General features: G+C 65.8%; 23 protein-coding genes. 12 read left to right on the top strand and 11 right to left on the bottom strand.

All coding sequences use genetic code 11. The features are described 5' to 3' along the window. Window positions 1–40 precede the first annotated feature (40 nt). The 8 genes from H3Z74_RS17790 to H3Z74_RS17755 form a co-directional block, all read right to left on the bottom strand. Window positions 41–1249: a glycosyltransferase family 4 protein gene (locus tag H3Z74_RS17790; protein WP_187760911.1), complete on the bottom strand. Its 1209-nt coding sequence runs from the start codon at window positions 1247–1249 to the stop codon at window positions 41–43. Continuing rightward, window positions 1246–2580, bottom strand: a complete 1335-nt coding sequence (locus H3Z74_RS17785; protein WP_187760910.1) for an O-antigen ligase family protein — start codon at window positions 2578–2580, stop codon at window positions 1246–1248. Before H3Z74_RS17785 ends, H3Z74_RS17790 begins: the two co-directional genes overlap by 4 nt. After that, window positions 2558–4576 carry a GumC domain-containing protein gene (locus tag H3Z74_RS17780; RefSeq protein ID WP_187760909.1) on the bottom strand — a complete coding sequence of 673 codons (2019 nt, stop codon included), beginning with the start codon at window positions 4574–4576 and terminating at the stop codon, window positions 2558–2560. Before H3Z74_RS17780 ends, H3Z74_RS17785 begins: the two co-directional genes overlap by 23 nt. Beyond that, window positions 4573–5331: a polysaccharide biosynthesis/export family protein gene (locus tag H3Z74_RS17775; RefSeq protein WP_187760908.1), complete on the bottom strand. Its 759-nt coding sequence runs from the start codon at window positions 5329–5331 to the stop codon at window positions 4573–4575. Before H3Z74_RS17775 ends, H3Z74_RS17780 begins: the two co-directional genes overlap by 4 nt. A gap of 85 nt (window positions 5332–5416) precedes the next feature. Next, the gene (locus tag H3Z74_RS17770; RefSeq protein WP_187760907.1) at window positions 5417–6520 is read right to left on the bottom strand and encodes a glycosyltransferase; all 1104 of its coding nucleotides are present in this window, start codon (window positions 6518–6520) and stop codon (window positions 5417–5419) included. Further along, window positions 6517–8175 carry a murein biosynthesis integral membrane protein MurJ gene (gene murJ, locus H3Z74_RS17765; RefSeq protein WP_187760906.1) on the bottom strand — a complete coding sequence of 553 codons (1659 nt, stop codon included), beginning with the start codon at window positions 8173–8175 and terminating at the stop codon, window positions 6517–6519. The genes H3Z74_RS17770 and murJ overlap by 4 nt, the downstream gene beginning before the upstream one ends. Continuing rightward, the gene (locus H3Z74_RS17760) at window positions 8172–8858 is read right to left on the bottom strand and encodes a hypothetical protein (protein WP_187760905.1); all 687 of its coding nucleotides are present in this window, start codon (window positions 8856–8858) and stop codon (window positions 8172–8174) included. Before H3Z74_RS17760 ends, murJ begins: the two co-directional genes overlap by 4 nt. 31 nt (window positions 8859–8889) lie before the next feature. Further along, window positions 8890–9942 carry a lipid II:glycine glycyltransferase FemX gene (locus H3Z74_RS17755; RefSeq protein ID WP_187760904.1) on the bottom strand — a complete coding sequence of 351 codons (1053 nt, stop codon included), beginning with the start codon at window positions 9940–9942 and terminating at the stop codon, window positions 8890–8892. A 100-nt stretch (window positions 9943–10042) separates the two neighbouring features. Between H3Z74_RS17755 and H3Z74_RS17750 the strand changes: the two genes are divergently transcribed. Genes H3Z74_RS17750 through H3Z74_RS17740 form a run of 3 tightly spaced genes read left to right on the top strand, consistent with a single transcriptional unit; the run spans window position 10043 to window position 12998 of the window. Continuing rightward, the gene (locus H3Z74_RS17750) at window positions 10043–11086 is read left to right on the top strand and encodes a GNAT family N-acetyltransferase (protein ID WP_187760903.1); all 1044 of its coding nucleotides are present in this window, start codon (window positions 10043–10045) and stop codon (window positions 11084–11086) included. Continuing rightward, complete coding sequence (locus H3Z74_RS17745; protein ID WP_187760902.1) at window positions 11083–12273, top strand: polysaccharide deacetylase family protein; 1191 nt, start codon at window positions 11083–11085, stop codon at window positions 12271–12273. The genes H3Z74_RS17750 and H3Z74_RS17745 overlap by 4 nt, the downstream gene beginning before the upstream one ends. Then, a complete protein-coding gene (locus tag H3Z74_RS17740) occupies window positions 12270–12998 on the top strand; it encodes a sugar transferase (protein ID WP_187760901.1) in 729 nt (242 codons plus the stop codon). Before H3Z74_RS17745 ends, H3Z74_RS17740 begins: the two co-directional genes overlap by 4 nt. Window positions 12999–13486: 488 nt before the next feature. Here the strand turns inward: H3Z74_RS17740 and H3Z74_RS17735 are convergent, their stop codons facing one another. From H3Z74_RS17735 to H3Z74_RS17725, 3 genes are read right to left on the bottom strand one after another with little or no spacing between them, the layout of a single operon-like run. After that, a complete protein-coding gene (locus H3Z74_RS17735) occupies window positions 13487–14239 on the bottom strand; it encodes a heparin lyase I family protein (RefSeq protein WP_187760900.1) in 753 nt (250 codons plus the stop codon). After that, window positions 14236–15399, bottom strand: coding sequence for a glycosyltransferase (locus H3Z74_RS17730; protein WP_187760899.1), 1164 nt, complete (start codon window positions 15397–15399; stop codon window positions 14236–14238). Before H3Z74_RS17730 ends, H3Z74_RS17735 begins: the two co-directional genes overlap by 4 nt. A 35-nt stretch (window positions 15400–15434) precedes the next feature. Beyond that, window positions 15435–15824 (bottom strand): MerC domain-containing protein, encoded by a 390-nt coding sequence (locus H3Z74_RS17725; RefSeq protein WP_187760898.1) that lies wholly within the window; start codon window positions 15822–15824, stop codon window positions 15435–15437. Window positions 15825–15897: 73 nt separating this feature from the next. Between H3Z74_RS17725 and H3Z74_RS17720 the strand changes: the two genes are divergently transcribed. The 9 genes from H3Z74_RS17720 (at window position 15898) to H3Z74_RS17680 (ending at window position 25195) form a co-directional block, all read left to right on the top strand. Next, window positions 15898–16536, top strand: a complete 639-nt coding sequence (locus H3Z74_RS17720; RefSeq protein WP_187760897.1) for a DUF1826 domain-containing protein — start codon at window positions 15898–15900, stop codon at window positions 16534–16536. A gap of 123 nt (window positions 16537–16659) precedes the next feature. Then, the gene (locus H3Z74_RS17715; RefSeq protein WP_229726649.1) at window positions 16660–17136 is read left to right on the top strand and encodes an RNA polymerase sigma factor; all 477 of its coding nucleotides are present in this window, start codon (window positions 16660–16662) and stop codon (window positions 17134–17136) included. Continuing rightward, window positions 17133–18110: a FecR family protein gene (locus H3Z74_RS17710; RefSeq protein WP_187760895.1), complete on the top strand. Its 978-nt coding sequence runs from the start codon at window positions 17133–17135 to the stop codon at window positions 18108–18110. The genes H3Z74_RS17715 and H3Z74_RS17710 overlap by 4 nt, the downstream gene beginning before the upstream one ends. Before the next feature lie 438 nt (window positions 18111–18548). Then, window positions 18549–20150, top strand: a complete 1602-nt coding sequence (locus H3Z74_RS17705) for a ShlB/FhaC/HecB family hemolysin secretion/activation protein (RefSeq protein ID WP_187760894.1) — start codon at window positions 18549–18551, stop codon at window positions 20148–20150. Window positions 20151–20182: 32 nt separating this feature from the next. Then, a complete protein-coding gene (locus H3Z74_RS17700; protein WP_229726648.1) occupies window positions 20183–21979 on the top strand; it encodes a DUF2341 domain-containing protein in 1797 nt (598 codons plus the stop codon). Between the two features lie 9 nt (window positions 21980–21988). Beyond that, window positions 21989–22393, top strand: a complete 405-nt coding sequence (locus H3Z74_RS17695; protein WP_187760892.1) for an ExbD/TolR family protein — start codon at window positions 21989–21991, stop codon at window positions 22391–22393. Between the two features lie 3 nt (window positions 22394–22396). Next, window positions 22397–23119, top strand: a complete 723-nt coding sequence (locus H3Z74_RS17690) for an energy transducer TonB (RefSeq protein WP_187760891.1) — start codon at window positions 22397–22399, stop codon at window positions 23117–23119. Window positions 23120–23147: 28 nt separating this feature from the next. Then, complete coding sequence (locus H3Z74_RS17685) at window positions 23148–24710, top strand: putative porin (RefSeq protein WP_187760890.1); 1563 nt, start codon at window positions 23148–23150, stop codon at window positions 24708–24710. 8 nt (window positions 24711–24718) lie between these two features. Further along, the gene (locus tag H3Z74_RS17680) at window positions 24719–25195 is read left to right on the top strand and encodes a hypothetical protein (protein WP_187760889.1); all 477 of its coding nucleotides are present in this window, start codon (window positions 24719–24721) and stop codon (window positions 25193–25195) included. The last annotated feature ends 18 nt before the right edge of the window (window positions 25196–25213 follow it).

Here is a 25213-nt window from a genome sequence, read left to right as displayed (position 1 = left end):
GGCCCTTCGACAAGCTCAGGGCGAACGGATGAGGTGAGCGTCAGCCCGCGAACAGCGCCAGCTGCCGTGCGGCATTCACCGCAAGATCGAACTCGGCCTCGACATGCGCCCGCCCGCGCCGCGCCATCTCCAGCGCCGCTTGCGGATCGCGCTGCACGCGCAGCAGCGCCTCGGCCAGCGCATGGGCATCGCCCGGCGGCACCAGCAGGCCGGTATCGCCATCGCGGATCAGCTCGGGGATGCCGGAGATGGCGGTGGTGATCGCGGGGCGCTGATAGGCGAGCGCCTCGATCATCACATTGGGGATGCCCTCCTGCCGACCATTGGGGCCGATCACGCTCGGCGCGACGCACACGCTGGCCTGGCCATAGGCGGCGGCGACCGCCTCGAACGGCTGCATGCCCAGGAAGCGGACGCGGCCGGACAGGCCAAGCGCGCCTGCTTTGGCGCGCAGTGCGTCGGCGCTCGGGCCATGGCCGATCAGCTCGCAGCACCAGTCGCCAAGCGCCGACCCCGCCTCGACCAGCGCATCGAGCAGATGCTGCACGCCCTTCTTCGGCTCGAGCGCGCCGACATAGAGGATGCGGAACGGCGCGGTCGACGGCAGCGTGTCGACCGGCGTGATCCGGGTCACATCGACGCTGGAATGGATCACCTGGATGTCGCGCGCGGCCATGCCGGCGACCTTGTCCTTGAGGAAGGCGCGGCCGAAGTCGCTGACCGTGCGCACCATCGCCGCTTCGCCCAGCTTGGCGTCGAGCAGCTGCTGGGTGCGGAAGATGTCGTGCGCGCGGCAGCTGACCGAATAGGCCGGGCCGCCCAGCCGGTGGCCGATCCACGCCGCGGTGGCGGGGTGGCCGGCGAACTCGGCGTGGACATGGGCGGCGTCCCAGTCCTTCGCGTCCGCGGCGATCGCCAGCGCCTTGGGGGCCAGCGCGAGCGACTTGAGCGCGATCTTCGGATGCGCGCGATAGGCCCAGGCGATCTGCAGCAGCGTGCGGCCGAGCACCAGCGGGTGACGCAATGCGGCACGCGCAAAGGCGGCCAGTGCGGGACCGCCGAGCAGTGCGATCGGCCGGACCCAGCCGCGCGTCGGCTCGGCAAAGGCGTGGAGCGTCTGGCCATGACGGAACGCGGTCAGGTGATAGAGCCGGATCTCGGCGCCCAGTTCGGCGAACTTGACCAGGTCGCGATAGATGAAGGTCTCGGTCGACTTGGGATATTCGGTGACGATCACGGCCAGTTTCATGCCTGTGCTTCCTCGCCCGCGCGCAGCCGCCCGCACTGGATCGCCAGCGCGAACAGCAGCCAGAGATAGCGCAGATCCTTGTGCGGCATGAAGAAGCACGCGACCAGCAGCGCCGCAAGCGTGATCGCGACCGCATAGCTGCCGCTGGCGAGCAGCGCCGACGCGCCCTTCTCGAACCCGCGCCGTGCCGCCTTCAGCGCCGTGACGATCAGCGCGGCGAAGATCGCAAAGCCGACCAGGCCATATTCGGTCGCGACATCGACATAGGTGTTGTGCAGCTCGCGCGGATAGAGCTCGCGTCCCGGCATGTAACGATAGGCGTCCTGGATATAGTGAAGCGGGAAATTGCCCGGCCCGACCCCCCAGATCGGCGATCCACCGATCAGGTCGGCGCCGATACGAAGATAGGTGATGCGGCGATAGAGCGTCTGATCCTTGCCGAAGTCGCCGATCGCGGCGAAGCGCTCGATCAGCGTCGGCGGCGCGAACAGGATCGCGGTCGCCCCGACGATCACGGCGCCGGCGACGATCACCGGGAAATAGCTGCGCGAACGAAAGCCGAGCAGCACCAGCCCGCCGCCGACGCCAAGCCCCATGATCGCGCTGCGTGCCGACATCAGCGCCAGTGCGGCGCTGCCGACCAGCAGCACGCCGGCGAACATCAGCCGCCCGCGCTTCTCGCCGGCGAAGAGCAGGCCCATCGCCAGCACCACGCCGACCATCAGCATCTGCGCGGCAGTGGTCGGGTTCTGGTCCGAACCGCCCGACGACCGCGCGACGCCGTCGAAATCGGCCGAGACGGCGGCCAGCGCGGTCGCGACCAGGCGCGTGCCGGTCTTCGCCTCGATGATGACGATCGCCGCCGACAGGCCGGCCGCCGCGATCATCGCCCACAGCACGGCATGGATCTTCCACGGCTTGTCGACGATCAGGAAGACCGTACAGGCGGGCAGCACCGCGGTCGCGAAATGCGAGAGATACTTCAGCCCTTCCGACTGATGCTCGGACAGCGTCCAGCACACTATGGCCCAGAGCGGCACCAGCAGGACCAGACGGATGCCGACGCTGCCGCTCGCCTGTGCCGGTGTTTCGCGGCCGATGATCACCGCCAGCAGGACAGCGGCGCCCAGCCCGCCGATGATGATCTCGAGCAGCGAGACCGGCGAGCCGCCCGACAACCGGTTGGCGACCGCGTCGAGCTGTCCGAAAAAGGCGAACAGGCAAAGCATGAACAAGGCCGCGATCCGGATCGGTGCGGCATTGACGGCGCTGGTCGGGATCGTCGGCCAGTCGGCGACGGGGGCGGCGTTATCCGCCGATCGCGACGACATAAGCCCGCCTCGACACCAGGCCGTCGACGTCGCGGCTGCAGGCGCGGGCGCGGGCGATCGCGCTTTCGCCCGGATCGACGCCGGCCGCCATCACTATATCGACCCCGCCCGCGCGCGTCAGCATCTCGCGGCTACCGCTTTCGCTGAGCCCGCCGCCATAGATCAACGGCTTGGTGCCCGGCTCGCCCTGCGCCGGGATCGCTGCGGCGCCGGTCGCATCGAAGGTGCGGACCGTGATGTCCTGGTCGCGCAGATGCTGATAGATCAGGCGATACAGGCTGCGCGCATCGCCGTCGTGCGCGTCGCTCGCGACCAATATGGGACGGCCGTCCGCGACCAGCGGGTCGGCGAGCCAGGTCGCGATGTGCGGCGCGAGCCATGCCTGTTCATCGGCGTCATAGCCCTGGGCGTCGGCGGGCCGGGGTAGAATCTGGGGGAAGAGATGATCGTCGCCGATCTTGCGCTCGGCGACCACCGGGGGCGCATCGACCGCGTCGGCGACGCGGGCCACCGGGTCCTCCGCGGTCCAGTCGACCGGTTCCGGCGCGACCGTGGCGACCGGCGCTGCAGCTACGTCATAGGCAAAGGCGCTGCCTGGCCGGATCGTCCAGTTCTGGGCCGGAGCTGCCGATGGATAGGCATGGACCGGGCGGTCGCTCTCGACTTCCGGCGCTGCCTCAGCCTTCAGGTCAGCCGGGGCGGCGAGATCATTGGGGGTGTCGTCCACCGCATCCTCTTCGCCGTCCTCATCCTCGCTCCTGCGCAGCGGCCGGACCGGCCCGGGGCCGAGCAGCAGCAGCGCGCACCCGGCCAGGGCGCAGCCGGCGAGGAAGCCGAGTGCGGTGTTGAGCAGCATCTTGGGCGAGCTGCGCACCAGCGGCGGCACGGCCCGTTCGATCAGCTGGATGCGCGGCGCATTGGCGACATTCTCCACTTCGCTGAAGCTCGCGCGTTCGGTGAGCGAGGCGACTTCGGCCTGGAGCGCGGTGGCGCGGTCGTCGAGCGTCTTGACCCGGTCGTCGCTCAGGCCGAGCCGGGCGAGCTGGTTGTCGATATCGCCGATGCGGCGCTGCCGGATCGCGATCCCGTCCTGCAGCCCGGCACCGCGCGGCCCCTCGACCGCGAGCGTCTGCTCGAGCACCTGCTGTGCCGAGGTGAGCTTGCCGCTCGATTGCCGCTTCAGTCCGGCGACCTGTCCCTGGTTCGCCTTCAGCGTGGCGAGATCGTTGGTCAGCTGTGCCTGCTCTCCCAGCCGCGCCTCGAGCAGCGACTGCTTCTGGCGGTCGATATCGACGATGCCGAGCGACTTCTTCAGCGCACGCGACTGCGCGATCACGGTCGCCAGCTCGATCTTCTTGGCGTCGAGCTTCGTGGTCAGCGAACCGGCGATCTGCGTGCCCGATGCGCGCGACATGCGCTCGGCGCGCGCGATGATGGCATCGGCCAGCGCGTTCGAAAACCACGCCGCCGATTGCGGATCGTCCCATGTGACGGTGATGCGGATCAGATAGGTACCCTCGACCGTCTCGATCGCGGTGTATTTGATCACCGCGTCGATCAGCTGGTCTTTGAGCGACGCTGGCGGCGCCAGGCCATAGTTGAGCGCCGAATAGATCGCGCCCGGGCTCCACGGATTGGGTACCGACCATTTGGCGATCCACGCCTCGCGGGTAATTCCGGCGGTACGCGCCTGCTGCTCGATATAGCGGTCGACGATCGGCTCGACGATCGGGCGGGTATGCGCGAATTCGGCATAGGTCTGGAGCAGGACGCTGCCGCCGTCGAAGGTCGATCCGCGCACGAAGCGATTGGCATAGCCCAGCTCTTCGCTGGTCGGTACGATGTTGAGCCGCGACGCGCTTTCGAACTGCGGTTTGTTGGCCAGCACCAGAGCGCTGAACAGCCACGCGCCCAGGGTGCAGCCAATGACGAGCCCGAACACCAGCCGCCATCGCGACAGCACGATGCGCAGATATTGAAGGCCGAGTGGGGTCATTGGATCAGTGTGACCGCGGAGCCGACGGTGATGCCGTTGAACCCGATGATCTGGCGGATCTGCCGTGCCCGATCGACGTCGCGTGCGATCTTGGTCGGCGGCACGATCAGAATACTGAACGGGCTGAGATAACCGAGCGAGGTGGCGTCGCCGGTCAGCACGGCGCGCAGGTCGACCATGCGCGCGACCATATGATCGTCGACCGGCTGCAGCAGGACGACGCGCGACAGATCGGCATCGCGATTGCCGCCGCCGGAGCGCGCCAGCCCTTCATACAGGCTGATGCCCTCACGATAGGGATAGTTGCCGGGCTTCGCCACTTCGCCGAGCACGAAGATCTCGGGCTGCGGTGGGGGGCGATTATATTCGAGCACCGAAATCGCGACTGATGGCTCCTTCAGCTTGGGGCGATAGAGCGTGGTCAGCCTGGCCTGAAGCTGCGACACCGTCAGGCCCTTGGTCTGAATCGGCGCCAGCAAGGGCGGGCTGATCAGCCCGGACAATTGCACGCGCTGGTCCGATGTCAGCACCGGCGCATAGGGAAAGCTCAGGCGGATCAGGTCATTGGGATGAAAATCGCCGTTCAGCGCGAAATGGTCCTCCAGCTTCGCGCTGACTTCGCGCGCAAGGTCGAGGCTGGGCCGTTCCATCGCGATCGACGGGGCCGGCGCATAGTTTAACGCCGGCGCGCAGCTCGCCAGCACGCCGAGCGCGGACGAGGCGATGACCAGGCGCAGGGCTGGAAGGGTTCGCAATATCGTCGGCAAGAGACCCACCTGATCTTCGGCTTTGGGCGAAGGCACCCATCAGCATCCTTGGCAGAACGGCGTAACTTTATTGTTAACCCGTCGTTGACCGCGCCGCGATCAGCTTGCTGGCCAGTGCTTCGAAGTGGCGCGTTGCATCGTCGATCGCGAAGCCGCGCGCCGTTTCCAGCGCGGACGCACGCGCCGCGTCCAACAAGGGGCGATCGGAAAGCAGCCGGGTGATGTCGGCGGCGAGCCCGAGGGGATTGTCGGGTTCGACCAGAAAGCCGTTCCGACCGTCACGGATAAAGGTCTGCGGGCCTCCGGCGGCGGCGGCCAGGACCGGCACGCCGGCCGCCATTGCCTCGATCAGGACGTTGCCGAATCCTTCGCGTCGCGAAGCCAGCACGAACAGGTCGGCATCGCTGATCGCCGCGATGACATTGTCGGCATGGCCTTTCAGAGTCACCATATCGCCGAGATAATCGTCATCGATCCGCGCCTGAAGCTCGTCACGCAATGGACCCTCGCCGAAAATGTCGAGCCTGAACTCGGTGCCTGCGGCGCGAAGCAGCACGCAAGCATCAATCAGTGTGTCGAAGCCTTTCGCCGCGACCAGCCGCCCGACCGATACGATCCGTGGTGGACTTGCTGGCCCGCGGGCTGAAAGAGGGGATGCGACCGATGCCACGACCGGATTGGGCAGGACCTCGGTCCTGATCGGCCGGCCGATCACCTCGGCGAGTTCGGTCGCGATTCGCCCGGTCGGGACCGCGATCGCCGCCGCGCGCGGATAGAGCCAGCGCATCGCGCGCTGCCGGATCCAGGGCAGCTTGGCGCTCGCCAGATAATGTTGCGGTGGGGTGTGTTCCGACACGACGCGCACGGTCCGCCTGCCGCCCGGCGCGGCGAGCAAAGCGAGGTTCATCGCGTTGGTGGCGCTATAGGCGAGTGCGATATCGTGTTCGGCCATGGCGGCGGCGATATGGCGCGGCAGATGCAAGGCGCGGTGCGCGCCGAGCGCGATCGGGGTCACGTCGGGCGGGAGCCGGTCGAGGAACGGGCCTTCGACCCGGGTCAGAAACAAATGGGGCGTGAAGCGATCGCGATCGAGCGCGGTGATATAGTTGAGCACCACCCGCTCGGCGCCGCCGGCGCGAAAATGCGGCAGCAGGAATGCGATCCGTTGCGGCGTCATGCGGCGCGGCGCTTGAATTTCCTGGCGGCGACGCCGCCAAGGATCGCGCGTGCCTTTGCGAGCTCGGGCACGTGGAGCAGGATCGCCGCGCCGATATACAGGCTGACCACGACCCCGCCGATCGCGATCAGCAGCAAAAGCCGCGCGATGGTCGTCTCGGGAGCCGGCGCAAAAATCCACAGGGCATAGGCGCCGGCAGCGGCCACTGCGCCGCATAGTGCGGTGCGAGCGAAATCGACCAGCTGGATGATCATGTCGAACTCGCGGAAGCGTCGCGTCGCGACAAATTGCGCCAGCGCGAACGCCGCCAGCGTCGACACCGCAGCCGCCCAGGCGATGCCGACCGCGCCATAAGCCGGCGCGGCGAATGCCAGCATCAGCGCGCGGATCGCAAGCCCGCCGATCGCGATCACCAGCAGGTTGCGCAGGCTGGGCGCGCGCGGGTCGGCATAGATCGCCAAAGTGATCGCACCCATCGGCGCGAGAAAGATCGCCGCCGCAGCATAGCCGGCGGTCGTCCCCGTCGCGAGCGCGATGCTGTGCGCGTCGAACGCGCCGTGCCCGAACAGGATCGTCACCATCAGCTGTGCGCCGATCATCATCCCGATCGACACCGGCATCTGGGCGAAGAAGGCGATGCGCTGGAATCGCGCCAGTCCCTTCGACGCTTCGGCCGGATCGGGGTGCTGCATGGCGCGCACCAGTTCGGGCTGGAGCACGGTATTAAGGCTCGACATCAACAGGCCGGGAACCAGCGACACCAGTCGCGCGCCATATTCCAGCGCAGCGACGCCCCCGGCCGGCGTGGTCGACGCGACCGCGAAATCGAGCAGCGAGCAGGCCTGGAAATAGGCGTTCAGCACGATCGCCGCCGCCACCCCGCCGCCCAGCGCCGCCGCCGGGGAAACCCCCGTCCCTGTCTGGGCGCCGACCTGGCTTCCATCTTCACTGTCGTCACCGGATTGCGACTCAAGCAAGCTTTCCGGGCGCCGCCGCACGATCGGCCAGGCGCCCACGAACAGGATCGCCGTGCCGACGATTCCGGACACCAGCATCGTCCACGCGCCGGCGATGATCCCCAGTGGAGGAATGGCGACCGCCAGCACGAACACCAGGATCGCGCGCTGGACAATATTGGTGCCTTCGCTCAGCCAATAGCGCCGGTTCGCCTGAAGGACAGCGACCAGCAGCGAGCCGATCACCGCAACCGGCAGCAACGGCATCATGATGGCCATCATTCGCGCGGTCAGGTCATGGCGTTCGCCGGCAAAGCCCGGCGCGAACGCGCTGACCAAAGCCGAGGGCACCAGCGTGCCGACCAAAGTGAGTAGCCCGAACAATGCAACGAACACATAGACCCGGCGCGGCAGGCCGTGAATCGACAGATGCTCGCCGCGATCGATTTTCGAGACGACCGACGGCATGACGATATGGCCGACCAGCTTGCGGATTGCATCGGCGAATCCGACCGTGGTGCGCCGTGCGAGGAAGAAGGCGTCGAGCTGCCCGCTGGTGCCGAAGCGGTTGGCGAGCAGCACCGAGACGAGGAAGCTCAACCCTATATCGATGCCGCGGATCGCCGCCACCACCACGGTGGAGCGTACCAGCGTAGCGGTTGCCTGGCGGCGGGGCGTGGGCGTCGCCGTACCGCTCATTCGCGGGGCATCTTTCGGTCCTTCGGATTGGTCGTGCCGAGTACGCCATCATAGCGCGACATGGTGGTCCAGCGCCATCCGAACAGATGGTGGTGAACCACCTTCACGCCGCGCTCGCGATAGCCCATGCGAAGCTGGATCAGATAGGATGGGCGGTTGACCCGATCGACCACGCCGAACGAGCGGTCGATTCCCAGGATGGGGAAATTGTTCAGCATGTACCGGCACATCGGCAGAGCGACATTGCGCCGCCGGTCGGCCGGGTCGACCAGCCAGCAATAATGATAGCCCTCACGCTCGCGCACAGGATAATGCTCGCGCGCAACGGGGTCGTGATGATCCGCAAACGACAGCCAGACGCAGCCGATCGCGACGCCATCGTCGAGCGCGAAGATGCCGACCTTGCCTGCCTCCAGCATCGCCGCGAAACCGGCGTCGCGCCAGGCGAGCCAGTCGTTGAGCGGCGGCAGTTCGTCACCCTTGCGCACCGTCCTGAACGATAGCCAGGGAGGAGACTGGGCGCCGTCGCCGACCACGCTCCACCCTGCCTGATATTCGACGATCACACTGGTACTGCGACGCATGACGCGGTCGGCGAACAGCTTGCGCAGCGTCGCGGCAATGCCGAGCTCGCGAAAGCGCTGGATCAGGCGTTTGCTCTTCGTGCCCATGGAATTGCTCATGGATGAGGGAAGGGAAGCATCGGAAGCCATGTTATGCCGCTGCGCGCACTGCGCGATAGATCTGTCGCGCGTTGAACAACAAGGTATGGGCGAGTGGTTTCAGTGCAGCGACATGGACCGGCGGCATCACCCGGTGAGTCGGTGCGAACGCGCTCTTGAACTGCGATCGGTTCGCTTCGCCGCCGTCCTGCGCCTCGCCGACCGGCAAGCCGGCAAGATCATAGCCTATACAGCCCATTTCGCGCGCCAGCCGCATCCCCTCCCATAGCAACGGATAGGATCGCGGCACCGACGGGTCGTCGTCCGACGTTGCGAGCGACAGCCAGATCGCCTCGTCCGCCTGACGGACGAAAACATGACCGCCGATCACGATGCCGTCGCGCTCGGCCAGCAGCAGCGCACCGCCGAGCCGTTCGACCAGCGCCACCTGACCCGCTGCATCGGGCAGGCCGTTCATGTCGTAATCGGCCTTGGCCGCCCGGAAGGCATCGAGCACGCGCTGATACGCAGCGACATCCGCCGCACCGGTTGCGCGGCGAACCGTAACGCCTGCCTTGGCCGCGGCCTTGAGCTGGCGGCGGCCACGCTGCTTGAAGCCGGCGAGTATTTCTTCCTCCGGCTTGTCGAGCCACACGATGCCGGTGGCGCTGTGCAAGGGCTGGCGGTGCGTGGGCAGCGGTGCGAAACCGGCGGCGCGCAACGCCTCGGACATGGTCGGCAGGTCGCGACCGCGCACGCGCGGTGCAAGCTGCATCGTGCAGCACCCCTGTGCCGCCGCTGTCCTGGCCAGGCTCGAAAGAACGGTTGCGAACAGCGTCGCGTCATGCACGACCGGGCCGCGCTGCACGGTGGCGAGCCAGCGCCCGGCAAACAGGCGCGTGCGGCGCACCACTGCCGTTCCGATCAGCGTGTCGCCATCGAGACAGCGAAAGAACAGATAGTCCTGCACCTTGCTGTGCGGCACGGCATCCACCCAGGCGCGGCTTTGCTGATAGGCGGCAAACGGGCTTTCCAACGCAAAACGATCGAACAGACTTCCGGACTCAACGTCCAGATTGCTCGACAGATGGGCCGTTACTTGCATACACTGTGATCCTGCGGCGGTCCCAAGTTCACAAAAAATTACTGTTATCCACGTACGGTCTATTAACCGAGGTGAGTTGCCGAGAGATTAAATCCGCAAGATGACTTTGCCCCTGCCCTCCGAGCATTTCGCCGCATCGGGTCCGGACGCGGAGGTGTTCCACCTGAGCGCCGGATGGTTCGAGTCGTGGCGGAGAGCCTATCTGGCACCGGGCATGACGGCGTGCACGATCGACGGATTACCGATGATCGCCGACCGCGGACGGCTGGGACCGATCGGCTATGCGCGGCTGCGCGCACAGACCAATGTCCATTCCGCGCTGTTCGATCTGCCGGTCGGCCAGCCGATCACCGATAGGCTGTTCGACCAACTGATTGGCGATCGCGACCTGGTGACACTCGATTATCTGACTGGCGACTCGCGATTGCTGGCGGCGGCACGGCGCTGGCCGGCCGATCGCGTGACGATTCGTCCGCACGCGCTGTCGCCGCTGGCCGATTGCCGCACGCCTTACGAACAATGGCGTGCGCGACGCAGCAAGCGCGCGCGCCAGCGCTGGTCCGGGCTGGAAAGCAAGCTGGTCGACGGGCAGGGGGTGCGGTTCGACATCTTCGACGGTTCGACCGGCCTGCAGCCTTTGCTCGACGAGATTTTCGCGGTCGAGCAATCAGGCTGGAAGGGGCGGGAGGGCACGTCGATTCGCGACAATCCGGCCGACCTGCTCTTCTATACCGGGCTTGCCCAGCGCGCGGCGGCAGCGGGTGCGCTGAGGATCGCGGTGCTGAAACAGGCCGAGCGCATCGTCGCGTTCGAATATGGCATATTGGGCGGCGACCGGTTGTTCCTGCTCAAGGTCGGTTATGACGAGCGCTTTGCGGATTTCTCGATCGGCCATGTCCTGGCGGTAATGCATATCCGGCATTGCTGTGGTGACCCGGCGATCGCATGGTACGATAATATGGGGAACGGGATGACGCCTGGGGCGCACAAGCTGCGCTTTGCCGACAGTGTCGACACGCTTCACCGCATCACGCTGTATGGCGACAGCTGGCGCGGGCGGCTGATCCACTATTATCATGCCGGTCGCGACCGCGCGAAGCGAGCGCGCGATTACTGGCGTACGCGATCGGTGCGGGCGGCATGACGCGCAAGCAGGACCGCCTCCGCCGCGTCTCTTTATGGTCGCTGCTCATTATCGGTGGCGCGCTGCTGTCGGCCTATATCTGGGGCCTGTCGCTAGGCCTCGCCGCCGCCGCCATTCCCGTGCTCGCCGCTCTGGTCCTCGGGCATCGGCGGATGATGGGGCCAAAGGGCGTGGCCGTGCTGACCTATCATTCGGTAAGTGCCGAACCGGCCTGGCTGCCCTGGTCGCGCGAGATATCGGTTCATCCGGCGACCTTCGAACGGCATCTCGCAACGCTCCACAAAATGGGCTGCGGGATTGTGGGGACGCGCGATTATCTCGATCGCCGGCTGGCGGGCGAGGCGCCGCCGGGCGACACGGTGATCCTCCATTTCGACGACGGCTATCTCGACAATTGGCAGAACGCCGTGCCCGCGCTCGATCGGTATGGGATGCGGGCGACCTTTTTCGTATCACTGGATTTCATCGAGCCGGGGAAGCGGGTGCGCCCCTGCGACGGCGATACGAGCGGCTATATGAACTGGACCGAGATCGCCGCGATCGAGGAACATCCCCTGTTCGAGGTCGAACCGCACGGCGTCGACCATGCGCGCGTGCCCGTCTCCGATCGCCCGGTCGACCGGCTGACGGCGGACAACTGGCGCAGCCTGGCCTGGATGCAATGGGCCGCGACTCCCGGATCCAAGCATGACTGGTTCAGGACCGACCAGCCGGTGGCGGTGCCGCTGGGTACGGTCGTCCCTGAATCCGGCCTCGCGCTGGCCGAGCGCGCCTGGACCGCCGACGGGCTTGAGGATCAATCGGGCCTGGAACAGCGGATCACCAATGATCTCCGACGCTGCCAGGCGGTGTTCGAGAAGCGCCTTGGCAGGTCGCCCCGCATCTTCTGCTGGCCCGAAAATATCGTTGGCCCCGAGGGGCGTCGGATCGCCGCGGCGCTGGGATATCGCGCCACGACCGGCGGGCGCGGGCGCAATACCGCGGCGGAGCCGGCCGCGATCATTTCGCGCATCCATATCGGCGATCGCGCGCTCGGGTTCCGTTGGCAATTCGCGGAAGCGCTGCACCTGCGCGCCGCCGTTCGCCTCGCGCAGGGCAATCATTACTGGTATTTGCTGGTTGCCCCGATGAACCGGCTGCGCATCATCGTCCTGGCGATACGCACGCGCTTCGGATCGGTGTCATGAGCGACGATATGTCTCGACCCGCAGCGCCCCGGCCGGAGCGCCGCCGCGACATGGCGCGGCGCGTCCGCTTCGAATCCGACATGCGTGCCGTACCCTTGCCGCTCGAACTCCGCGTGGGGAGCTATGCGCGACATGTGAAACCGCAGGTCGACCGCGTCATCGCGCTGATCGCGCTGATCGTCCTCTCGCCATTGCTGCTGATCGTCGCGATCCTGATCAAGCTCACCGATCGCGGGCCGATCTTCTTCGTGCAGCAACGCACCGGCTATCTCGGCAAGCGCTTCCCGCTGTTCAAGTTCCGCACCATGGTGCCCAATGCCGAGGCGCTGAAGGAAAGCCTGCGCAGCGCCAATATCCATGGCGCGGACTCACCCGATTTCAAGCTGATCCACGACCCTCGCGTTACGCCGATCGGGCGCATCCTGCGCAAGACCAGTATCGATGAACTGCCCAATCTGCTCAACATCGTGCGCGGCGAGATGTCGATCGTCGGGCCGCGCCCGACCTCGTTCGACGCGACCACCTATTCGATGTCGCATCTGCCGCGGCTCGCCGCCCGGCCGGGCCTGACCGGCCTGTGGCAGGTGTCGGGGCGCGCCGATATCGGCTTTGACGAACGGGTCGAGATGGACATCGCCTATATCCGCACCATGTCGGCGCAACGCGACCTGCAACTGATCGTCAAGACAGTCAGCGCCGTGCGGCGCGGCGACGGCGCACACTGATACAAAGCGTCCTCCCGGGACGGGCGACGCCAGCCCGGTGTACATTGTGGTTGCCGACATTGAGAAAGAGCGCGCCGGAATAGCCCCGGCACGGGGTGGCATGCCCGATCCTGGTGAGGGTTGAATCCTTGCCGGCGACGGGCTGTGGCGGGAGATATGGGACACCGGTTTGTGTCATATTTCCGGAGCGCGGGCGCGAGACTAGCTGTCAACGGTACAAAATCGAAGGATTGTGATGTAATTATAATAGCTTATGATCAAATTCCGTGATTTCTGGTATCAGCAAAAGCGAGTAAAATCGCGTTCAGCTATAAACGAGATCGATAGCTGGGTGGTCTGACGTACCAAATCCCCTGTTGCCGAGGTGAAAATCCGGGGTCGAATGGCTGGGCCGGAGGCAGCGGGATGCCCGCTTTCGCGGGTATGACGGGCGGAGGGCACCCACCCAGCTGAGAGGGATGGGTGATTCCACCCAAATCGATGATGCCCTAGCGCGCCGGCCGGGCGTTGATCGTGACATTGTCGAAATAGAGCGACACGGGCACCGGGTTGGAGTTGGCGGTGATGCCGATCTGGACCCGGTCGATATGCTGCAAGGGGAGCGGCATGATCGTCGCGCCCTGTGCCGCCAGGACTTCCTGGCCATTGAGCGTCACGCGGGCCGCGCCGCTATCCTCCAGCCCGACACGCACGGCCATGACGATGCGGTGCCAGCGATTGGGTGTCAGTACGGTAGCATTGTCGCGGACCCAGGCATTGGCGATGCCGATCTTCGACCGGTCGATGCGGAGCCGGCCGTTGCGCAGATAAAGCCTGATACCGGGATTGCCTTCCTCGCCGCAGGTCGCGCATTCGAGGTCGAGCAATTGCATCGAATTGATCGGCGTCGCGGCGGGGATGTAGAGGTCGAATGCGGTGGTAACGACCGTGCCGACGGGCATCGGACCACTGCGGAAGACGATGTCTGCCTTGGCCACGCCGGCCCCCTTCGCCGCGGCCTGGGCGTAGAGCGCCAGGCCGGCCCGGCCCGGCGCCGGCGCGGCCGATACGGTGCCGTTCACTTCCTGGCGGATTGCCCAGAGCGCGCCCGGGCACGATCCGGTGCACAGCCCCGCATTGAACGTATCGGCGCGCGAGAGGGGCGGCACCGGCGCGCTGCTCTGGGCGCATACGCCGACGGCAAGGATCGCGCCCAACCCTGTCGCCAGTCCGATCGCGGGGAGATGTCGGTTTACCCTCATGCAGCGGTCTTGTCCGGGGTCCATTGCGCATAACGCCGCCCCAGCGCGAACAAGGTGACGCCCGCGGCGAGCCCGGCCAGATGCAGCACCGCGCCATAGCCGAGCGCCAGTGGGCGCGGCAGCCGCATCCCGGTGAGGAAACCGACCAATCCAAGCAGACAGGCACTCAACAGGCCGGCAAAGACCAGCGCCCAGAAGATCGTGCTCCAGCCGGGGCCGTCGCGGAAGGCCAGGATGCCGGACAGCGGCAGCAGCGGCACCAGGGCGAGCGGCGCCAGGCGTCGGGCGACCTTGTGCAGGACCAGCGCCACGGCATACCAGCCGGTGGTCGCAGGATTCATCAGTGCGCGTCGCTGCCACAGGCCGGTCAGCCCGCGCACGGTGATCCGGACGCGACGGCGGAATTGCTGGCGGTCGCCGGCGATGCTCTCTTCATGGACGCGCGCGTCGGGCGCAAAGGCGATGCGATACCCCGCTGCGACCGCGCCGGTGCTGATCCAGAAATCGTCGGTGACGCTGGCCGGCACGGTCGGGACGAGCGCTGTGCGGATCGCATAAAGCCCGCCATCGGCGGAGATACAGCCGAACAACCGGTCCTCGGCGCTGCGCAAGGTCGATTCATACCAGCGGAAAAGGATGTCCGATCCAGCGAAGCGGCCGCGCTTGCCGGTGCGAATCGTCTCGACCGCACCGGCGACCGCGCCGACCCCGGGATCGGCAAAGGGCGCGATCAGTGCGGGCAGCGTAGCTTCATCGAACAAGGGATCGGCATCGCTCATCACCACGATGTCGCCCCGCGCCATCGGCACGATCCGGTTCAGCGCTGCAGCCTTGCCGCCGCGCGGCAGCCGGACGAATTGCACGCCGCGCGCGGCAAAGCCTTCGACGATCACTGCGGTCGCATCGCTCGACCCGTCATCGGCGACGAGTATCTCGCAGACACCCGGCCAATGCGATGCCGAGGCGAGAACGGTTTCCAGTTTCGCGCCGATCCGGGCGGCTTCGTTGTGCGCACAGATCACGATCGAAATTGACGCGATGTCCTCGGCAGGGGGTATGGCGCGCGGCTTCGCGAACGCGGCGGCGGCGGCGAGCACGATCAGATATCCGGCATAGACCAGGATCGGCGTTGCCAGCAGGAAGAGCGCGATGATTTCCACGCCCGCACCCTAGCACGTTAAATGTTGCCGACGCTCTAACGCGCGGCGTGACGCAGCCGCCAGTTCAGCAGGTGCGTGCCCGCGAGTATCAGGCTGCCGACGATGGTCAGCGGCGTTTCCCAACGCGTGGTGCCGAACGGGATCGCTCCGCTGGCGAGAAGCGCCAGCCCGATCGTGCCGGGCGCCAGCAGCCAGGTCGTGCCGTGCCGGGTCATGCCGCTGAGCAACGCAATGGCGGAGGCGGGGACGGCAAAGGCAAGGACCCAGAGATGGAAGGATTCGGACAAGGGGACGATTGTGGCCAGCGCCGGGAGCGCAGCAAGCAGGAAGGGCAGTGCAAGGCAATGAACCAGGCACAGCAGCGAGGCACTCATCGCCGCGCGTTCGACCCAGTCGATCGGTACCGAGTCATTGTTCGTCGTCATATCGCACTGCACCTTGCTTTTCCGGGTTCAGCTCAAGTAATGATACATCATATCATTACAAGTCAGGACAGGCATGAATCAGGTTTCGACGATCGTCTCAGCGCGCCCGGCGGCGCCGGTCATTCCGGTTGCCGATGGTCATATGATTGCCGGGTCGGACGCGACCGTGCTGCAGCGGATTGCCGATGACGGCATTTCGCTGGCGCTGTGGGAGCGCACGTCTCCGCTCCGGCATGGCCCGCTGGCCGGGTTCGATGATGTTCGTATCGTCACCACCGGTGCACAGGTGACAGCCGATCTGACGGCCCGACTGACGAACGAGGAGAGCTGGCACGCGCCGCTGATCGCGGATGTCGCAATGCTCGCACGGCACTTCGCAGCGATCCTGCGCAGTGCGTCGATCGAGATCCGGCTTGAGCGGGTGACGGGCCGTGCCTGCTGGAAATGGCATTCCGACTATGTCACCGCGCGGCTGATCTGCACCTATATCGGGCCGGGCACGCAGTGGCTCAGCCGCGGATGCAACCATCCCCCTGCGGCCGGCGACCAGCATCAGCTCGGCACCGGCACGGTCGGCCTGTTCAAGGGCAAAGGCTGGGCAGGGGACGGAGCGATCGTCCATCGTTCGCCTCCACCCGACGCGACGGATGCGGAGCGGCTGCTGCTGGTCATCGATCCTGTTGCGGCGGACGATCGGGTGCGGCGTCTCTGATCCTTCAACGACCTGCAACCGATCCGTCATATTCGTCGTCTAGGGCACGGCAGGGTTGCAGGAAGGTTGCGGGTGCCCGCGGCTTTCGGGGGTCGCCGGCTGGCGGCGAGGGCTTGGGGTGTCATGGCATCGCTGCAGAAAATGCTCCGGAGCGTTGGGCAGGCGTTGCGACGGCGCGGCGTGCCCGACCAGGACATCGACGATATCGTGCACGACGCCTATCTCCGGCTTGCGCGGTACGGCAGCGATACCGTGGTCCGCGAGCCCGAGGCGTTCATGGTGCGCGCGGCATCCAATCTGGCGATCGACGCAAGCCGCCGGCGAGCGCGCTCGCCTTTTGTCGAAACGGATATGGAATTCGACGTACCGGACGATGCTCCGCGGCCCGATGAAGTGTGGATATCGAGCAAGCGGCTCGAGTCGCTGAACCATGCCTTCGCCGCGCTTGACCCTTTGACAAGGCAGATGTTGCGCGCGCAAAGGCTCGAAGGCCTGCGTGTCGATGAGATCGCGCGCTATCATGGCCTGACCAAGAGCGCGGTGGAAAAGAGATTGGCGAAGGGCATGCTGCTCCTGACCAAATGGATGGAAGAAGCATGAGCGTGACCGATCCGGCGATGCGGTCCAGCGATGCCGTCGCAGCCGAAGCCGCGCTATGGCTGGTCCGCACCGCCGGCAACCGCGCCGCCGGCCGGCGCGATGCCGGATTCGAACGCTGGATCGCGGAGCATCCGCATCACCGTGCGGCCTTTGCCGATGCGGCGGCGGCGTTCCGTGACCTCGGCACGGTCATCGCACGCGCGCCGGCACCGAAGCGCACAACCGCTGCGCCGCGCCGCTGGTTCGCGACCGGCTTTCGTCCTGTCTGGGCAGTAGCGGCGATGGCCTGCCTGCTGGCGGTGGTCGCGCTCTCGCAGCAATTCATGGTTGCCGATCCTGTCTATGCGACGGCGATCGGCGAGCAGCGGACGATCCGATTGACCGATGCGACCAAATTGGTTCTCAACACCGATACCGAGCTCAAGGTGGATTATGACGCCGAGCGGCGGCGCATCGTGCTCGACCGCGGCGAGGCGCTGTTCGAGGTCGCCCATAATCCTGCCCGGCCTTTCTATGTCGAGGTGGGGAACGACTATATCCGCGCAGTCGGGACGGTGTTCACCGTGCGCCGCGACGCGCGCGGCATCGAGGTCATGCTGCTGAGCGGCAGGGTGGTGGTCGGCGAAACCGGGGCTGCCAGGCCGCGGCTGGCACTGAATCCCGGGGACCGGCTGCGGCTGGGTAAGGGGACAAGTCCGGCGATCGACCGGCCCGTGATCGACGACGTCACTGCATGGCGGCGCGGGCAATTGGTGTTCAATGCGACACCCGTGCCGGCGGCGGTCGCGGAGATGAATCGCTACAGCGCGCGGCCGATCGTGCTGCGTGAGGCGCTGCCCGGCAATGCGCGGCTCAGCGGCGTTTTCGAAACAGGCGAGAGCGAGGCGTTCGCGCGTAATCTTGCCGCGATCTATGGGCTGCGGGCGGTCGAGACCAGCGACGGCTATGTGCTTCAGGGCGTGCCGGCGCGGTAGCGCCTCTCCGATAATTCAGCACCGATGAAAAAAATCGTGCCGCCATGGTGCGGTTTGAACGGCGTCGTTCGTCCTTGATCCTGAGGGCGATAACGCCTCGTGCTTTGCCATATAAATGAAGCAAATCGGCGTACGCCGCGGCTGCTATCTACGTATAGAATCTTGCGCTGATAGGATCGGTCCAAGAGATAGATAAGTATTGCCGAATACAATCTGACAAAGATCACCAAGAAATAAATGGCAGAATCGGAAATTATTCCGAAAATTTATCAGAATTAGTGTTCTGAGCAACATTTTGTCACAAAACTTATACAATTCATTCCTAGTTCGCCGACGTCGGCTGAGGACAGGGACTCGAATCAGCTGAGGAATGAAACCGGCTCGCGATGTCCGCGGGGCGGCTGGGGGGCATTGATGCACATCGCGTATCGTATTGGGATGGCTGTAACCCTGCTGGCCGGGGCGAGCGTTGCTGCTGCGCAGGACGCGCCGGCCGGTGACGCGCCGATCGCGACGACCGGCGATGCCGCGCAGCGAAAGATCGACATTCTGCGCTATCGCATCGATGGCAACACGGTCCTGGCGCGGATCGACGTCGAAAAGGCCGTGCTCCCCTATCTCGGCCCGAAGCGCAGCCCGGCCGATGTCGAGAGCGCACGCACGGCTCTGGTCAAGGCGTATCGCGACAAGGGCTATGAAACCGTCGATGTCGAAATCCCGGAACAGGATGTGCGCGGCGGCATCGTCCGGCTCAACGTGGTGGAGCTACGCGTGGGACGTCTGCGCGTCACCGACGCTCGCCATATCTCACCCGGTGCGATCAAAGCGCGGGCGCCATCGATCGCCGAGGGCTCGGTGCCCAATTATCCCGCCATTTACCGCGATGTCGCCGCGCTCAACAAATCGGCGGATCGCACCATCACCCCGGCGCTGCGCGCCGGCGATACGCCCGGCACGGTCGATATCGACCTGCAGGTCGAGGACAAGCTGCCGCTGCACGCGACGTTCGAGCTGAACGACCGCACCAGCAGCCGGACCGAGCGACTGCGCGCCTCCGCCTCGGTCAGCTATTCGAACCTGTTCCAGATGGATCACAGCATCAGCATCCAGGGCCAGTTCGCGCCGCAAAAGCCGAAGCAATCCTGGGTTGTTTCGGGCTCCTATGCCGCGCCGATCGCCGGATCACCTTTCACCATCGTCGGCTATGCGGTGCATTCCGACAGCGATGTGGCGGCGATCGGCGGCATCGGCGTGCTCGGCAGCGGTGACATTCTCGGCTTGCGCGGCATCTATAATTTCTCGTCGAGCGAGCATGTCTTCCACACGCTGACGCTGGGCGCCGATTACAAATCGTTCCGCGAAGACTTGATCCTCGGCAGCGACACCGCAGCGACGCCGATCGATTATATCCCGCTGACCGCGCAATATGCCCTCGCGCGGCGCGGCGCGAAGTCCGATCTGGATCTCAGCGTCGCGCTCAATTTCGGCATTCGCGGGCTCGACGCGAACGAGGAGGAATTCCGCCTCAAGCGCTTCTCGGCGAGCGCGAGCTGGGCCTATCTGCGCGCCGATCTCGCCTATCGTTACCGGTTTCCGGGCGACGTGCAGGTCGGCGTGAAGTTCGGTGGCCAGCTTTCCGGCCAGCCGCTGATCAGCAACGAACAGTTCAGTGCCGGCGGGCTCGACAGCGTGCGCGGCTATTATGAAAGCCAGGCGCTCGGCGACAGCGGCTATTTCAGCCAGCTCGATGTCGAGAGCCCGTCGCTGCACAAGATATTCGGCAAAGGCGTCAACGAGCTGCGCGGCTTTGCCTTTCTCGACAGCGCGCGGCTGTGGATCCGCGATCCGCTCACCGACCTGAACGGCAAGGTCGATAATGGCGAGAGTCTGGCCAGCGCCGGCCTGGGTCTTCGCCTGCGCGTGCTGGGGCATCTCAATGCCTCGCTGCTGATGTCCATACCGCTGGTCCGCCCGGAGTCGACGCTGATCGATGTCGGCAAACGGGTGCGCGGGCAATTTCGTCTCTGGTCAGAATTCTGATGGCTTCGGCCGCTTCTTTTGGGGTGCAACACGTGATCAAGAAAATCCTGATAGCCCTTTCACTGCTCACGGTTTCCGTGCCCGCCTTTGCGGCCGATGGCTGGTGGAACGACCAGTGGACGCAGCGTCGCAAGGTCGTGCTCGACAGCCGGCCGATCCGCGGCCAGACCGAAGCGGTCGCCCGTGCGCCGGTGCTGGTGCGGCTGCACAGCGGCGTGCTTGATTTCAGCCAGGTCCGCCCGGATGGCGGCGATCTGCGCTTCGTCGCGAGCGACGGGAAGACGCCGCTCAACTATCATATCGAGCGCTTCGATCCGGTTGCCGAGCTTGGCCTTGTCTGGGTCGACCTGCCCTCGATCGCGCCGGGGGCGTCGCAGGATATCTGGCTCTATTACGGCAACCAGGCGGCCAAGCCGGTGAGCAATCCCGCCGCCAGCTATGATGGCGAGCAGTCGCTTGTGCTGCATTTCGGCGAGGCGGGTGCGCCGGCCGACCAGACCGCCAATCGCAATCGCATCGCGGCGTTCTCCGCGCGGCAGACGGTCGAGGGCCTGTCGGGCGGCGGGGCGACCTTCACGCCGCAAAGCCAGCTCCGCGTCGCCGCCAGTGCGTCGCTGACCGTGCCGGCAGAGGGCAAGATGACCTGGTCGGCCTGGATCAAGCCGGCCGCCGGCGGCCAGCCCGGCGATGCGGTGCTCTACACCAAGCTCGGCGCGGCCGGCGATGCGGATCCCAACCGACTGACGGTCGGGCTGCGCGACGGCATTCCCTATGTTCGCGGGGGCGGCGGCGAAGCGGTCTCATCGGTGCCGCTGGCGGCCGGGACCTGGGCGCATGTCGCGGTGGTCGCGGGCGATGCGGTGACCTTTTATGTGAACGGTGTCGCGGTCGGCTCGATCGCCGCGAAGCTCCCTGCGCTGGGCGGTGACGAAGTCATCGGCACGATCGGCGGCACGCCGGGTTTTGCCGGCGATGTGGACGAAGTCGGCCGGGCAAACACTGCGCGGTCCGCCTCGGCGATCGCGCTGGCCGCTTCGTCGCAAAGCCGCTCCTCCACGCTGGCGACGGTTGCAGTGGAAGCGGAGCAGGCGGGCAGCGGCCACACCAATTACATCGCCATCCTGTTCGGCGCGCTGACGCTCGACGCCTGGGTGGTGATCGGCATTCTCGGCGTCATGCTGCTGCTGTCCTGGGTGGTGATGATCACCAAGGGGATGTTCCTCGGACGCACCCGCAAGGCCAACGCATCCTTCCTGAAAGTCTATCAGGACCAGACCAAGGGCCGCGGTGCGCATGATGGGCTGGCCGACCCCGACGTCGCGCGGCTGTCGGGCGACAGCACGCTGGCCCGGCTCTTCACGATCGGCAAGCGCGAGCTTGGCGCGCGCCTGGACGAGCATTCGGGTTCGGTCAGCCGCTTTGCGCTGGCGCCGCAATCGGTCGCCGCGATCCGCTCGACGCTCGACGCCGGGCTGGCTCGCGAGGGGCAAAAGCTCAACGCCCGCATGGTGTTGCTGACCATCGCCATTTCGGGCGGGCCATTCATCGGGCTGCTCGGCACGGTGCTCGGCGTGATGATCACCTTTGCCGCGGTCGCGGCGGCGGGCGACGTCAATATCAACGCCATCGCACCGGGCATCGCCGCCGCGCTGCTGGCGACGGTCGCCGGCCTCGCGGTCGCGATCCCGGCGCTGTTCGGCTATAATTATCTCCTCTCGAAGGTCGAGGAGATCGAGACCGAGAACCTGATCTTCGTCGACGAGCTCGAGAAGAGGTTCGCCGAGACCTATCGCAACCAGCCCGCCTCTCACGCCCTCGCGGCCGAATAGGAGGCGATCATGCAAGTCGGGAAAAAGAAGAAGCCGTACGACGAGATCAACATCACGCCGATGCTCGACCTCGCTTATGTGCTGCTGATCATCTTCATCATCATGACCACTGCCGCGGTTCAGGGCATCAAGGTCAACGTCCCCAAGGCGAGCTCCTCGGTCAGCCTGGCAAAGCCGACGACCAAGGCGATCACCGTGGACAGTTCGGGCGCGGTCTATCTCGACACCTTCCCGGTGTCGCTCGACGAACTGGAATCGCAGCTGCGCTCGTTCAAGCAGGTCACGCCGGATTTCCCGGTCGTGATCAAGGGCGACCGCGTGGCGCAGTTCGGCCGTATCGCCGAAGTGCTCGACATTTGCGGCCGGGTCGGGATCACCCAGCTCGGTATCGTCACCGAACGTACCAAGGCCTGACCGGTGGCCGCATCGCTTCCCAATGCCGGCTTGGCCGCACCCGGATCAGCCGGTCCCGGCTGGCGGCGGTACCAGCCCGTCGCGATCGCCATCGGCGTCGTCGTGGTGCTGGCGCTGCTGGCCTGGCTGGTCTGGCCGACCGGCGGCGCGCCGCAGCGCGAGCGTGTCATCCAGGAAATCACGCTGGTCACGCCGCCCCCGCCTCCTCCGCCTGAGCCGGAGGAGAAGATCATGGAGGAAGAGACCGAGATCGTCACGCCGACCGACGACCCCAAGCCGCAACAAGATGTCGATACGCCGTCCGATGACCCGCCCAGCGACACGCCGTCCGAGGCGCCGAGCACCGAGGCGGCGGGGCTCGACAAGCCGGCCGATGCCGGATCGGACAGCTTCCGGCTCGCCGCCGGCGGCGGGGGTGGGCTGTTCGGCCGCGGCGGCGGCGGCGGCGGCGGTGGCTGGGGCGAGTTCGTCGAAACCCATGTCCGCCGCGCGCTGCAGCGCGATCCGCGTACCCGCACCGCTCAGGGCTTCCTGAAGGTCGCGGTGTCGATCGACGAGAATGGCCGCTTCACGTCCGCGGCCCTGCGCTCGAGCACCGGCGATCCCAAGCTCGACCTCGCGATCCGTGACGTTCTTTCATCCCTGCCACCCTTGTCCCGCGGTCGCCCGCCCAAGGTCGGCGGCATGACCTTCGCAACCATCAACATGAAACGCCTGACCGGCTGACGCCGCGCGCGATCAAAGGAATTTTCACATGTTCTCTCGCAGATTCATGCCGCTGCTGCTCGCCGGTACCGCCCTTGTCGCGGCGCAACCTGCTCATGCGCAAAGCACTGACGATATCGGTGTCGAAATCCTCCAGCTGCTGGTCGATGAAGGAGTGATCCCGGCGCAAAAGGCGCAGGACCTCCTCGCCAAGGCCAAGGTGGCGGCCGAACTGCGCCGTCAACGCGAGGCGCCGGCCAGTGCGACGACGATCGACGTATCCTATGTGCCCGAAGCAACCCGTGTGGAGCTGCGCGAGCAGATCAAGAAAGAGGTCATCGCCGAGGCGAAGACCGGCGGCTGGATCGCGCCCAACGCGATGCCCGACTGGCTGCACGGCCTGACCATTTCCGGTGATTTCCGGCTGCGTTATCAGGGCGAGTTCTTCCCCAAGAGCGATCCGCTGCATCAGGTCGGCAATTTCCCGAGCTTTCCGGATTTCAACGCGATCAACGCTGCGCGCGGCGTCACCAATGCCGCCGGTTTCCCGATCATCAATTCGACCATCGACCGGCACCGGGTGCGCTACCGCGCGCGGCTCGGCCTGGATGCGAAGATCAATGATTTCGTGTCGGTCGGCGTGCAGCTTGCCTCGGGCGACGATGCCGGCGCGATCTCGACCAACAAGACGCTGGGCGATTATTTCAACAAGGACCAGATCTGGATCGATCGCGCCTTTGTCCGGCTGACGCCGGTCAAGGGCGTCAATTTGATTGGTGGTCGCATCCCCAATCCGTTCGTGTCGACCGACATGGTCTGGGATCCCGACATCAACCCCGAGGGCGTGGTGCTTAACCTCGAACATGGCCTGGGCGGCGATCGCAGCATCTTTGCGACGGCGGGCTATTTTCCGCTGCAGGAGAATGAGATTTTCGGCCGCGACCGGCGTTTCTATGCCGGCCAGGTCGGCGTGCGCGGCACCGTGATCGACGACCTGCATCTCGAGGCGGCGGCGGCCTATTACGACTATCAGAACATCAACAGCATCAAGAACGCACCCGACGGGTCGCGCCTGAACGATTACACCGCGCCCGGCGCACTGGCGAAGGGCAACTCGCTGTTCAACATGCGTACTGACGGGCTGACCACGCTGGCCGGGCTCGCCTCCGACTTCAACCTGCTGAACGTGACCGGCGCGATCACCTATACCGGGTTCGGCGACACGGGGGTCCGTCTGACCGGCGATATCGTCAAGAATCTCGCGATGATCAGTCGCGCCGATCTGCTCCGGCTGGACAGCAATTCGCTGATCAAGCCCGGTGCTCTCGGCTGGCAGGTCCGGCTCGATGTCGGCAAGGCGCATGTCACCAAGCGCGGCGATTGGCGGTTTGCCGCCGCCTACAAGCGGGTCGAGACCGATGCCGTGCTCGACATCTTCACCGACAGTGATTTCGGCCTGGGCGGCACCGATGTGAAGGGCTACCTGATCGAAGGTGAACTGGGCATCTACAAGAACACCTCAATCGGGGTGAATTGGTACAGCACCGACTCGATCGAGCGCGCACCCTTCTCCGTCGATGTCCTTCAGCTGAACCTCAGCACCAGGTTCTGAGGGTCATGATGCACACCCTTCTCGCCGCCCTGGTCGCTGCTGCGCCGATCCAGGCGACCGCCCCCGATGTTCCGGTTGCGGCATCGGTTCCGGCACCAACGGAAACCGAAGCCCAACGCGAGGAACGCTATCTTCGCCAGCAGGTCGCGGTCGACAATGCGCGTTTGCAGGTCGAGGCGCTGCGCGCCGAGATCAAGCTCAAGGACGAACTGCTCGTGCTGGCGCGCGACCGGAATGCCGAACTCTACAAGATCGCCTCGGAAATCCTCGCCCGACACGCAAAGCGGCGTTCGTGGGAGCCGTTCATCCAGTCGAGCCGGGTGCGGCTGGAAAATCTCGTCCAGTCCTATGAGGACCGCTTGCGCGCCGCGCGGGTGACCGAGGCGACGCTGCCGCCCAGCGTCGCCGCGCAGATGGAGCGCGAACTTGCCCCCACAAATCCGGCGGACGCGCAGGCCAAGCCTGTACCGACCGACCCCAAATAATCGCGTTAGCTGGAGCTT

The organism is Sphingomonas alpina, from assembly GCF_014490665.1.
Classification (GTDB): Bacteria; Pseudomonadota; Alphaproteobacteria; order Sphingomonadales; family Sphingomonadaceae; genus Sphingomonas; species Sphingomonas alpina.
The sequence above is the reverse complement of the archived record's forward strand: the minus strand, read 5'-3'. Positions and strand labels throughout refer to the sequence as shown.

Bases quoted from the DNA above. Each gene is read 5' to 3' on its own strand.
- H3Z74_RS17790 (WP_187760911.1), bottom strand. From the start codon at position 1,249: ATGAAACTGGCCGTGATCGTCACCGAATATCCCAAGTCGACCGAGACC.
- H3Z74_RS17785 (WP_187760910.1), bottom strand. From the start codon at position 2,580: ATGTCGTCGCGATCGGCGGATAACGCCGCCCCCGTCGCCGACTGGCCG.
- H3Z74_RS17780 (WP_187760909.1), bottom strand. From the start codon at position 4,576: ATGACCCCACTCGGCCTTCAATATCTGCGCATCGTGCTGTCGCGATGG.
- H3Z74_RS17770 (WP_187760907.1), bottom strand. From the start codon at position 6,520: ATGACGCCGCAACGGATCGCATTCCTGCTGCCGCATTTTCGCGCCGGC.
- murJ (WP_187760906.1), bottom strand. From the start codon at position 8,175: ATGAGCGGTACGGCGACGCCCACGCCCCGCCGCCAGGCAACCGCTACG.
- H3Z74_RS17760 (WP_187760905.1), bottom strand. From the start codon at position 8,858: ATGAGCAATTCCATGGGCACGAAGAGCAAACGCCTGATCCAGCGCTTT.
- H3Z74_RS17755 (WP_187760904.1), bottom strand. From the start codon at position 9,942: ATGCAAGTAACGGCCCATCTGTCGAGCAATCTGGACGTTGAGTCCGGA.
- H3Z74_RS17750 (WP_187760903.1), top strand. From the start codon at position 10,043: ATGACTTTGCCCCTGCCCTCCGAGCATTTCGCCGCATCGGGTCCGGAC.
- H3Z74_RS17745 (WP_187760902.1), top strand. From the start codon at position 11,083: ATGACGCGCAAGCAGGACCGCCTCCGCCGCGTCTCTTTATGGTCGCTG.
- H3Z74_RS17740 (WP_187760901.1), top strand. From the start codon at position 12,270: ATGAGCGACGATATGTCTCGACCCGCAGCGCCCCGGCCGGAGCGCCGC.
- H3Z74_RS17735 (WP_187760900.1), bottom strand. From the start codon at position 14,239: ATGAGGGTAAACCGACATCTCCCCGCGATCGGACTGGCGACAGGGTTG.
- H3Z74_RS17725 (WP_187760898.1), bottom strand. From the start codon at position 15,824: ATGACGACGAACAATGACTCGGTACCGATCGACTGGGTCGAACGCGCG.
- H3Z74_RS17720 (WP_187760897.1), top strand. From the start codon at position 15,898: ATGAATCAGGTTTCGACGATCGTCTCAGCGCGCCCGGCGGCGCCGGTC.
- H3Z74_RS17715 (WP_229726649.1), top strand. From the start codon at position 16,660: ATGGCATCGCTGCAGAAAATGCTCCGGAGCGTTGGGCAGGCGTTGCGA.
- H3Z74_RS17710 (WP_187760895.1), top strand. From the start codon at position 17,133: ATGAGCGTGACCGATCCGGCGATGCGGTCCAGCGATGCCGTCGCAGCC.
- H3Z74_RS17705 (WP_187760894.1), top strand. From the start codon at position 18,549: ATGGCTGTAACCCTGCTGGCCGGGGCGAGCGTTGCTGCTGCGCAGGAC.
- H3Z74_RS17695 (WP_187760892.1), top strand. From the start codon at position 21,989: ATGCAAGTCGGGAAAAAGAAGAAGCCGTACGACGAGATCAACATCACG.
- H3Z74_RS17685 (WP_187760890.1), top strand. From the start codon at position 23,148: ATGTTCTCTCGCAGATTCATGCCGCTGCTGCTCGCCGGTACCGCCCTT.
- H3Z74_RS17680 (WP_187760889.1), top strand. From the start codon at position 24,719: ATGCACACCCTTCTCGCCGCCCTGGTCGCTGCTGCGCCGATCCAGGCG.